A 10,523-nucleotide genomic window follows, 5' to 3' on the forward strand; every position below is an offset into this window, starting at 1 on the left:
CCCCATACCCCAACCCATACCGGTGCCCATGTCGTTCCAGTTCATCATGTCGTCCTCCTGTTTTCCGGGCTGCGAGAGGCCCGTCTCTGCGGATCTCGCGAGAAGGTGGTGGAGCGAAACCGCAGCGATCGGGACGTCGGGGCGCTCGAAGCGAACGCCCCGCCTGCGGTCAGACCGAAGCCGATACCGCGAACTCGGTCATCATGCCGGTCGCCAGGTGCGGCATGTGATGGCAATGGAGCATCCAGCGCGCGGCTTCGCCCGCGTCCAGCGCCACGTCCACCATCGACATCGGCGGCACGTAGACCGTGTCGCGCAAGGCGCCTGCCACGCGGCGTCCGTTCAACCCGACGACCTGGAACACGTGGCCGTGCAGATGCATCGGGTGCCCCATCATCGACATGTTGTGAAAGGAGAGCACAACCCGCTCGCCTCTGCGCGCCGTGACCGGCTGGTGCTGGCCCCAGACGGCGCCGTTGATCGTCCAGACATAGGGCTGCATCGAGCCGCCCAGCATCAGCATCTGGCTGCGATCCACGGGGCGCTCCGGCAGGGCGTCCACCGCGATCAGCCGTGCTTCCTGCGCAAGATCGGTGTCGAACGCGGGCGCTTCAGCCTCCGCCACGGCATCGACGCGCCGCACCTCGGCACCGGGCGTGGCGAGGATCAGACCGGTGCGCTCCCTCGCCCCCTCGCGCAGCGCGAGGATCGGCCAGGCTCCGTTTTCGTTCGGCAGGTCGATCTCGAGATCGAGCCTCTGTCCCATGGCGAGCCCGAAACGGTTGCCGGAAAGCGGCTGCACCGCGTGACCGTCCGCCGCGACGAGGCGCGCCCCGGCCGCCCCGGTATCGATCCAGAACACCGTGGCCGCCGCGGCGTTGATGACGCGGAGCCGGATGCGACCGCCGCGCTCGACCTGCACCACGTCGGGGTCAGATAGCGTGCGATCGTTGGCGAGATAGGCGTCCCAGTCGTAGTCGTTCAGGTCCATGGCCATGCCGCCCATCTGGCCGCCCATGCCCATCATCCCGCCCATACCCGGCATCTGGTCCATTGGCATGCCGCCCATCGCGCCGTGATCCATGCCCGGCATGGCGCCCATGCCGCCCATGGGCGTCCCCTGCATGGGTTGAGCACCGCCGTGATGCGCGTGTGCGCCGTGGCCGCCGCCCGCGTGACCGCCGCTTATCTCGGCCAGAACCTCTTCCGGGGACTTGAACGAGAAGTCGTGCAGGAACATCACGACCTCCTGCCGGTCGGCGGCGACATCCTCGGCCGAGCGCACGATCAGCGGCGCGGCGAGCAGCTGCATCTCCTGGGTTGGCACATGGCTGTGCATCCAGTGCGTGCCGGGCCGCGCCTCGAAGTCGTAGGATCGGGTCTCGCCCGGCGCGAGCAGGGACATCGGCATGTCGGGCACGCCGTCCTGCGCGTTGGGCGGGATCTGCCCATGCCAGTGTATGATCGTGCCGATGTCGAGATCGTTGGTCAGATCGACCCGGAACCGCTGTCCGGGATCGAGCACCAGTCCCTGGCCGCCGGAACCGGCAAGGCCGAAGACTGAAGCCGCGCGTCCGTCGATGTCGAGCGTGCGCGTGGCCGCGGCTAGGCGAAGTGAGTCAGGGGTTTGCGCAAGGGCAAACCGGGGCATGTGCGCAACTGCAACGGCGGCCGCGCTTGCGGCAAGAAAACCGCGTCGTGAAAGGGTGTTCATGGTCGTCTCCTCGGGACATTCCGTCCCGTACAAAAATGCCTATGGGGACGCCGCGGGCGTCGGCCCGGGCGCTATCAGAGGAGACGGAGCTTGGGAGGTCGTTCGTTCAGTCCTGGCATATGGCTGACGTGGACGGCCCCGGCGGGAGAGTCGTGGTCCGCGGGCTCGAAGGCGTGTCCGGTCTCCACCCCCGGCATCGCCAGGAAAACCGACAGACCTGTACAAACAAACTCGCAAATGGAGGCGTCGGTCGCTCCACAATGCTGGTTGCCGTCACAGGATGGATGAGCGTCGCCGGACGCGTGCATCATCGCACCAAGATGATCCGTATGGTCCAGCTGCATACCGCCCATTCGCGTAGCATGGGCTGCGCCGATCGTCGTAACCACGGCGATCGAGATTATGGCAAGTATGGAGAGGACTCGGGCGAACATGCCAGAAAGATAGACATTGCTCGCAAAAATGTCCATTGCCGCCGGCGATAGATCTCTGGCTGATTCGGCCTCAGCGTGAAGGCGATAAATTACTAAAGCGATCGGGACCGAACACTTGAGAAGAGGCGTCCGAATAGCGGTGGCAGGTGTGACCGCTGGCGGCATTGTGATTGCGGGCTGGCACTATCGCAGTGCTTCAACCAGCGGTATCGCCTCGGTAGAGGTCGTCTCGCAAGGACGGCAGATCTATTCCGATCAATGCGCCGCATGCCACGGAACGGATCTCGAAGGCCAACCTGATTGGCGCTCGCCGCTTCCCTCGGGCCGGTTGCCGCCGCCTCCCCATGACGCCAGCGGTCACACCTGGCACCATCCCGACGATGTGTTGTTCCGCATCGTAAAGGAAGGCACGGCCGCGATCGTCGGCGGCGGCTACGAGAGCGACATGCCGGGGTTCGGAGGCGTTCTGAGCGACGCGGAAATCCGCGCGGTGCTAGCCTACATCAAGAGCACATGGCCAGAGCGCGAGCGGAACTATCAAGAAAGCATGTCACAGGGAAACTAGATGCTCCAAGTAGAGCTGATGCGGGGCATGGTCACAACGTCAGTGGTGGGCGGAGCGTTTTGGGAAGCGATTCAGAAACAATAGCTTAACGTGGAGTTGGTTGGATATCGGGTCCATCCCGTCCTGCGGTCGCCAAGCAAATCGTTGTTGCAGGGAAACCTCGGATTTTTCTGGCAGATTGGACCGACTTCGCAACGCCCTGTGACGGCGATGTGCGATCCGTGTGCACGTCTCTGGGAGCCAGCATAATACCGCCAGAGAGGCGGCGGCCATTAGTCATCCATGCGCTTCAATGATCGCCCGCGTCGTTTGCACTGCCGCTGCCAGTTCTGATCTGCCTGCATGGTTGAGACCCATTCCTGCGAGATCGAGCGACAGCTGTCCCTGGCCACCTCCGCTTGCAGCAGCACGAGCCGCGCGGCCGCGAACCTTCGCTGCGCTGACAGGGTCAGTTTTCGCCGCGTTAGGCGCATTCGGGTCGACTTCCCGCGGTCCCGCAGCCGCCCGAACCTCCTGCAATTCCTGCTTCAGCTTCTCCACCGTTTCCCGGGTCTCAGACATCTGCCGATCCCGCCGCAGCCCGTCCTCGTCCGGATATGGGAAGCTTCCTGATTGACCGGCGTGCAGCACCTTCAGGGCAGGGTCCTCGAAATACTTCACCCTTCTTGCCCGAATCGGCATCTGCGCGTCGATCACGAGGATGACTTCGTCGAGGTCCATTCGCCGGGCTTCATCCTCTGTCAGAAGCGGGGTATCTTCTGTCCTCTCCGAAACGCTGCGCCCTTCGAATGGATTGCGTCCAACAGCACGGGAGCGGGTCACCACACGCTTGGTGGTCTTGCCGACAGCCTGGCTCAATTCCTCGATGGTCTTCTGCTCGGACGGGGTGAGGTAGAGCTTTACCCCGGCGCCGCCCTGCAGCGACCTGCGGGTGTTTTCACCATAGATCTCGTCCAGCGCGGGGATGGTCTGGGTCACGATGGCGAGGTTGCCGCCGAAGGAACGCAGCGTTTTGATGCTCTCGGCGACGATTGGCATTTTCCCGAGCCGGTCAAACTCGTCGAGCATGATCATCACCGGCCAGGGCTCGTCATCGCCGGGTTCCTGTGCTTGCAGCGAGGCAATCAGGTCCGAAAAGAAGAGGCGGATCAGCGGGGCAAGCGGGCGGATCATCTCGGATTCGACCACAAGATAGATCGCATGCGGGCGGCGGCGGATGTCCCGGAACGAGAAGTCAGAGGTCGCGGTGGCCGCGTCGATCGCGCGGTTGTCCCAAGTGTCGAGACCCGATGTCATCAAGAGGGAGAGGTAGGACGTGAGGGTGTCGTTGTTGGTCGAAGCCATGCGCTCAAAGATCAGTTTGGCCGAGGTGTTCTTCACCTCCTGCGAACGCTTCAGGTATTCCTTCTGCTTGTCGCCCCCCGAGGCTGTGATGCGATAGATCTCGCCGATGGTCGGCACGCCGCGCTCGAAGGCCAGAAGACCTGACGCTACGAAGAGGTCGATACCCCCGGCCAAAAGCCCGCTCAGCTTTTCATTGTCGGTTTGCAGGAAGAGCTTGGCGGTGAGTTTCAACTCCATCTGCTGCCGGTCGGGGTTGGTCATGGCAGCAATGCGCGCCAGCGGATTATAGCGATGTGTCGGTCGGTCCCAGTCGGTCGGCGCGAAGCGGAAAACCTTGTCCCCCATGCTAGCGCGGAAGCGCGAGGTCTCGCGGAAGTTCTCGCCTTTCACGTCGAGCACCACGGCGGAGCCCTTGTAGGTCAGCAGGTTCGGGATCACGAACCCCACGCCCTTGCCCCGGCCTGTAGGCGCCACGATCAGCGCGTGGGGGAAGGTTTTTGAGACTAGGAACGGGCGCTTGGATTTCGGGGAGCCGAGCTTGCCCAGAAGGAAGCCGCCGCCGGGCTTGGCAAAGAAACCGTTCCTCTTCATCTCGCTGCGGGTCTGCCAATGCGTCGTCCCGAAGCGGGTCAATGCATCCCCCAGAAGCGTGACGCTCAGCATCAGCGATGCCAGGCCGAAGCCGCCAAGGATGAGGTTCACCCAGAGGAAGTCTTTTGGTGCGGACTGAGACAGACCCCGATATTCGCGGACAAGCAGGGTGACGTCGAAACGCGTGGGTGAGAGCCCATATCGGAACATGACAAAGCCGGTCGCCACGACATAGCCCATGGCGAGACCGACCAGCACGAGGCTCAACACACCGAGGGCAATCTTGCCTTTATCCATGGGTGATCCCCTTCTCACCATGTGCCGCGGCGTGGCGCGCGCGCTGCGCCTCGATCTGCTCTTCGGCCAGAGCATCGAGAACGCGCTCCATGGCCGGGCCATGCGCGGTGACCTCGCTGCTTTGAAGATAGGTCTTGGCGAGTTCCAGCTGGCGCAGCGGATCCTCGGTGAATGTGTCCAGGACGTCCGCATTTCCCGCCCGCAGCGCGTCGATTGCGTCGGGGCTTAGTCGCTCGTTTATCTGCTGGACGATGTCCTGCTGCTCTGCCTCGGAGAGCGGGCCCTCGACGTCGGCGTTTCGCACAAAGGCCATGACGGTTGGCGCTGTCTCTTCCAGATACCGGCGCTCGGCGTAGTCTTGTCGCGCCTGGTCCTCGATCTCGAAACTGCGTTCGCTGATATAGGCACGCGACGCGCCGAGCGAACGAAGGTGGTTGATTTCGTCCTCGACGGCCTGCCCGAATTCGTCATCCGGCATTTCCGTGCGATAGCGGGCGAGGATGCGGAGCTCTTCCGTGATCGGACCGAGATGATCCGAAGGATCCCGCAAGGCGAGGTCCATGTCGCCAGCATGAAGCGTGCGGTCCTGCGCCGATACCGCATATTGCGGCGGCATTCGACTGTCAGTCATCTGTTCCCAAGCCATCGAGGCCAGTTCGGCATGCTGCGGAGATCTCTGCGCGTAGGCATCGAACGCGGCGCGGGCCTCCTCCACCTCCACGGCGCCCGCCCGCCGCACCGAGGGGTCGTCGGAGAACGGATGATCGAAATCCGTCCGGCGGAACTGCGCCACCAGCGCTCTGAACGCCTGCCGCTCCGATGGGGCAAAGATGTCGGACCCATCTTGCGCCAGATCGCTCCCAGGTGTCGTCAACCGCTCACCAAGCGCTGCCTCAGCGTCATCCACCTCGTCGACCTCGGTTGGCGCGCGCAGGACGCGTACATCGGTCAGAACATCGCCCAGCCGAACATGCACGGCTTCCAGCCGGTCGAGCGCTTCTTCCCGGTCCGCAGATTTATCCAGATCGAGGTCGCTTGCTTTGGCAATCCCCTGCAGATCCTGTGCCAGCCACTGGCGCTCCAATGCGGCATTGCCTGCCCCCTCCCGCAGGCGCGCGGCCACAGCCTCGGCATCGATGCCCGTGCCTTGCAACGCCTCGGCCAGCTTTGGTGCCACCTCTCCATCGTCAAGACGCGCGAGGTGTTCTTCACTTAAGTTCGGCCTTGCATAGATGCCGTCCCGGGACGGAGCATCGACCAGGGCGGCGGAGCGATCCCCGAGCGGGTTCAAATGCGCGACCGAGGCCAGAACATCGGTCAGCTTGCGCTCGATCACCGGCCGCTCGGCCGCCGGCGCCCTGTCGATCGCCGCCTCGATCTGGCGAATGTTCTGAGAAAACTCGGTGATCAGCGTGTCGAACGCTGCTTCGTCTTGGGACATGTAGATGGCTCCGTCAGATTGAATCTGACCGCCGCTGGCAAGGATGGTGCTGGCCCTCTCGAGCGCTTCGGCCACGTCTTCGAAATTCGAACGTGACGCCTCCGCCGCGAGCCCGCGATAGATCAACGCGTTGTGCCTGACGGTTTCCAGAGCGGCCGCCAGGTCAGCACCGGTTCTCTGGCGCTCGACTGGGGGACGACCTTCGTTGCGGGCCTTGTAGATTTCGAAGGTCTCGGCGGCGTAGGTCGTGACGCCGCGATCCAGACGACGCGTCGCCTCAAGGCGGATCCCATGAACCCGGGCCGCCTCGACCATCGCCTCGCGAAAGGCGTCGTAGTTGAAGTGATGATCCTTCCCGAGAAAGAACATTTCGCCATCCTTGCTGCGGCGGTTCAGAACGATATGCGCATGTGGATGCGCGCGATCTTGGTGTATTGCAGCAATATAGTCGAATTGCGACCCCTCACCTTGAAAGAACTTCTCGCAGACCGCCTGGGTGATATCGCGCACTTCGTCGCCGCTCGTTCCAACCGGGAATGCCATCAGCAGATGCGATGTGTGGCCGAGCTTGGGGCTGTGGCGCTCGTTCCACTGGTTCTCGAACCGCCGCGCCACTCGGTTGATCTCGGCTTCCGAGAGCTGCTTCTTCCCGTCATGGGTGCCGCGGCTGTCGAGGATATGGGTCGACTTCGTCGTGAGATATGTGAGCTGCGCCCGTAGCTGCGCTCCGGTGTGACAGCCCCCTTTCGAGATCGCCTTGAAGATCGCTGGCGAATAGCCGCGCGCGGCCCGAACCATCTGCGCGCCCCTGGAAAGCCCCTGCCAGGATCCCGAAACCCGGCTCCAGCCGCGGTCGAAGAGCGCCGGGTCGATGCCCCGGGCCCGATCACTCCGCGCCATTCTCATCCCTCTCGGCGAGGCCCGCCAGGGCAGAGCTGATCTCAAGGTCCAGCAGGCTGCGCCGCGCACGCGACATCTCCTGGACCTGGTCGGCCAGATCGAAGACCAGACCCGCAAGGGCGCGGACGTCACGGTGACTTGATGCCGGGTAGGACAGTCTCTCGCCCCGCACCTTGGCCTCGTTCAGACGTCGCGCGATCTGGTTCACGTTGTTGCCGACCCGGTTGAGCGCGGCGCCGAGGTTACGCAACTCGTCACACATCTCGTCGTCGGGCAGGAAGACACCTTCGGCCGCCAGCATCAGGCGGCGCATGGCATCCGAGCGGTGCACAATCCCGCGCCGCGACAGCGCCGCGTCGAACCGGCGCAGGTCGTCGTCCGAGACCCGGATCCCCACAACCCGCGATCGGCTGCCGTTCGCTGTCTGACGCTCACCCCAGTGGTTCACCACGTTGTAGATCGTCTTAAGGCTGACATCGTAGTGGGCTGCCAACGACGCCGCGGAGACGCCGTTCCGGCGGTCCTGGGCGATGGTCGATCGCTCGATCTTTGACAGTCTGCGGCGGCGGGGCATTTTGAAGTTAACGTTCCTATTTCTTGCCAACTTCGTACAAGCCCGCCGACTCCCAACGCAAGTGGCGTCGGCCATAAGGGCTTGTACTCAATGTAGAAAATTGCCCTGCAGGGGCGATTTCCCGTCCCTTGTCAAATGGATCGCGCTTCGCGCTCATTGCACCACGCGATGCGGTCTCCGCATCGCGCATCGCGTCTTTCGCGCCCCGTCTCTTGCACCCCGCAAGACGGGTTTTGCCGCGTGCTGACCGTCTCGCGTCACCCGCAGAACGACATACGCGAGGCTGCCTCCCGGCGTCTGGAGCGCGCTATCCGTCACCTGCATTCCGTCCGCAGCACATCGCCAAGCGCATCCCGACATTTGGAGGGTGTGTCGTGCCCCGCGACGAATGCTGAAGGCGCCACGGCAGACGTTGCACGGTTATCGCAAAACGCCGCCCGCAGCATGCCAGACGCGGGTCGCATCCCGACTTCTGCTTGACCCCTCCGCCTCATGCGCTTAGCGACATTTTGGTATTATCGTTGCGATTCACTATTTTTGCGGAGGATCAGAATGCCGAACGAAAATCTTGTGGTGATCGCAGCGATGGCCCGGAAAGGGGGCAGTGGAAAAACGACGCTTTCGCGCGCCTTGATCAGCGCCGCGATCGCCGCCGGACGCAGAGTGATGTTGATCGACACGGACAGCACGAGGGTACTCGGGGCCTGGCATGCTCGGGCGGAAGCCGGTGGGCTGAGTTCGCCGCTTCTCTGTTCGGCCACCGTCGAAAGCGTGGCGGGTGTCGAGGATCAGATCGATCAGGTCTACATGGCAGGCACGGCAGACTTCATCTTCATCGATACCGCAGGGGTCGGGGCCGAATGGTCAGACGGCATCGCGGTGCTTGCGGACCACATTGTGACGCCCGTCATGCTGTCAACGTCTGATTTCGATGTCGGAGCGCAGACTTCTGATTGGTTTGAGAAACTGAAATCCCGTGTTGACGACCCCTCTAGCCTTCCGCGCCACCACGTCGTCCTCAACATGGTCGACCCGAAAACGACCCGTGCTGACGCCGCCCTGATTGAAGAAGCGCTCACCCGTTTTCCGGTGATTGAGACCGTCATGATGCGGCGGAACACTTACAAGGAGATGGACCAGAAGGGGCTTCTCCACGCCTTGGCGCTGGAAAAGCAAACCGATCCAAATCCTCTGATGCGTCCACATGTACGTCATGTCGTCGAGGCGCTCGAGGAGGCGACGGACATCCTCAACAATATTCTTGCTGCGTGAGGACAGTCGATTGCGCAAGAAGATCCCGACCATCACTAGGCCCGACCCAGCCTACGCCGCCACCCTGCAACAGGGTGACCGCGAGGTTCCCGGGAAGGTAGATGAGGCACAGGTCACAGCAACAAAGACAGGCACCCCAGCCGCTGACGTTGACGCTGATCGGCACGAGTCAGAGCTTGTGCCGGGAGGTACCGTGGCGCCGCACCAAGTCACCGCGGAAAGCTCTGACCCGCATACCAGCCTGAGAGCTCCCGTATCGGCGCGCGCATTGAGCCCGACCCGGAAGATCGACATCAGGGTCAACGCACTCGAACGACAGGAAGCTGCGCTAGAAACTTGTGGTGTTGACCCAGCACATGTGGTGCGTGCCGCCCTGCGCCGTGCAGTCAAAGGCTGGCAACTGTCGCCGGTCTTTGCGCCAATTGCTGAGGAGCGGCGCACTCGAAACACGCAGTGGCAGGCCCGTACATCTCTGGCAGTAGATGCGGCCAGCCTGGGTGTCCTCCTCCGGGACCACGACCCCCTCGACGTCTTGAGTAAATGGGCTCTGATCCGCGGCCAAGTGGAACCACGCATATGGGGCGAGATCGACAAAATCTTGGAAGAAATTGCGGTTCGCGCTGCATCGCCGCATGAACCGTAAGATACCTATCTGAAAAGATAACTTGCGTTTCGCCGGTGGATTTTCGCCCACCGGCGGAAGCTCGCCTTGCAGTTGCGGAAAGCGTGGCGCTAATGAGCGTCATAGGGAATTTCAGACCTCAGTAGTGACGAGTTGCGAGGTCCATTTAGGAGGAACGCATTATGAATACGAAGCCCCGCCTGACTGGCGAACCGATCATGCGCATCCTCTGCAAGACATCTGAAAATCTGGTTGGCTACCTTTACCAATGGAACAATGGTGACGTGCAGCCTGCCTGGTTCGACGGTGCCATGGCGGACGTTCGCTATGAGCCATTCATTCCAGCGCCGGAACAGAACCCTGTCGATCCAAAGATCCCCAGACCGCGTCAGCAAGATCTGACGCACCTTGAAAAGGCCTAGCTCAAGGTCTCGCGTCGGTTTGTGGGCCACCCCATCCCGCAGGTCCTTTGAGCGATAGAGTTGACTTCTATGCCTCAGAAGTGATCTAGATGTGAGTTATAGAAAGGATGTCTATAACTCATGGCTTGGAACTGGACGCTGCCTGATTGGCCGGATTTCCGGTATGACGCCTCCGCTCTGGAGCCGTTTGAGCAGTCGTTCCTGCTGTCGTCCGGAGAAATCCTCGGCGCGGTCCATCATGTCAGCCAGCCGGAGCGCGAGCAACTCCGCATCGAACTGCTCAGCGAGGAAGCGATGCAGACGAGCGCCATCGAGGGTGAAATCCTCGATCGGCTCAGTGTCCAGTG

10 protein-coding genes are annotated in these 10,523 nt (G+C 62.5%); 5 read left to right on the plus strand and 5 right to left on the minus strand.

Annotation, left to right across the window (positions count from 1 at the left end):
* Window positions 1–169 precede the first annotated feature (169 nt).
* Together ACK8OU_RS19385 and ACK8OU_RS19390 are read right to left on the minus strand one after the other, a co-directional pair.
* Complete coding sequence (locus tag ACK8OU_RS19385) at window positions 170–1,714, minus strand: multicopper oxidase family protein (RefSeq protein ID WP_410304986.1); 1,545 nt, start codon at window positions 1,712–1,714, stop codon at window positions 170–172.
* A gap of 74 nt (window positions 1,715–1,788) precedes the next feature.
* A complete protein-coding gene (locus ACK8OU_RS19390; protein WP_010141886.1) occupies window positions 1,789–2,184 on the minus strand; it encodes a hypothetical protein in 396 nt (131 codons plus the stop codon).
* 172 nt (window positions 2,185–2,356) lie between these two features.
* Here ACK8OU_RS19390 and ACK8OU_RS19395 point away from each other — a divergent pair, with 172 nt between their 5' ends.
* Window positions 2,357–2,713, plus strand: a complete 357-nt coding sequence (locus ACK8OU_RS19395) for a c-type cytochrome (RefSeq protein ID WP_410304992.1) — start codon at window positions 2,357–2,359, stop codon at window positions 2,711–2,713.
* 276 nt (window positions 2,714–2,989) lie between these two features.
* Here the strand turns inward: ACK8OU_RS19395 and ACK8OU_RS19400 are convergent, their stop codons facing one another.
* Genes ACK8OU_RS19400 through mobC form a run of 3 tightly spaced genes read right to left on the minus strand, consistent with a single transcriptional unit; the run spans window position 2,990 to window position 7,779 of the window.
* The gene (locus tag ACK8OU_RS19400) at window positions 2,990–4,945 is read right to left on the minus strand and encodes a type IV secretory system conjugative DNA transfer family protein (RefSeq protein WP_410304987.1); all 1,956 of its coding nucleotides are present in this window, start codon (window positions 4,943–4,945) and stop codon (window positions 2,990–2,992) included.
* Window positions 4,938–7,286 carry a relaxase/mobilization nuclease domain-containing protein gene (locus ACK8OU_RS19405; protein WP_410304988.1) on the minus strand — a complete coding sequence of 783 codons (2,349 nt, stop codon included), beginning with the start codon at window positions 7,284–7,286 and terminating at the stop codon, window positions 4,938–4,940. The genes ACK8OU_RS19400 and ACK8OU_RS19405 overlap by 8 nt, the downstream gene beginning before the upstream one ends.
* On the minus strand, window positions 7,273–7,779 hold the full coding sequence (mobC, locus tag ACK8OU_RS19410) for a plasmid mobilization relaxosome protein MobC (RefSeq protein ID WP_275735866.1): 507 nt from the start codon (window positions 7,777–7,779) through the stop codon (window positions 7,273–7,275). Before mobC ends, ACK8OU_RS19405 begins: the two co-directional genes overlap by 14 nt.
* Before the next feature lie 633 nt (window positions 7,780–8,412).
* On the opposite strand from mobC, the gene ACK8OU_RS19415 reads away from it, so the two are divergent.
* The 4 genes from ACK8OU_RS19415 to ACK8OU_RS19430 all read left to right on the plus strand — a co-directional run.
* The gene (locus tag ACK8OU_RS19415) at window positions 8,413–9,132 is read left to right on the plus strand and encodes a ParA family protein (RefSeq protein WP_410304989.1); all 720 of its coding nucleotides are present in this window, start codon (window positions 8,413–8,415) and stop codon (window positions 9,130–9,132) included.
* A 10-nt stretch (window positions 9,133–9,142) separates the two neighbouring features.
* Window positions 9,143–9,775 (plus strand): hypothetical protein, encoded by a 633-nt coding sequence (locus ACK8OU_RS19420; protein ID WP_410304990.1) that lies wholly within the window; start codon window positions 9,143–9,145, stop codon window positions 9,773–9,775.
* 161 nt (window positions 9,776–9,936) lie between these two features.
* Complete coding sequence (locus tag ACK8OU_RS19425; protein WP_038147482.1) at window positions 9,937–10,176, plus strand: hypothetical protein; 240 nt, start codon at window positions 9,937–9,939, stop codon at window positions 10,174–10,176.
* A gap of 120 nt (window positions 10,177–10,296) precedes the next feature.
* Window positions 10,297–10,523, plus strand: a 227-nt coding sequence (locus tag ACK8OU_RS19430) for a DUF4172 domain-containing protein (protein WP_410304991.1), incomplete at its 3' end; no start/stop codon positions are given.

Source organism: Pontitalea aquivivens, from assembly GCF_046507575.1.
Lineage (GTDB): Bacteria > Pseudomonadota > Alphaproteobacteria > Rhodobacterales > Rhodobacteraceae > Pontitalea > Pontitalea aquivivens.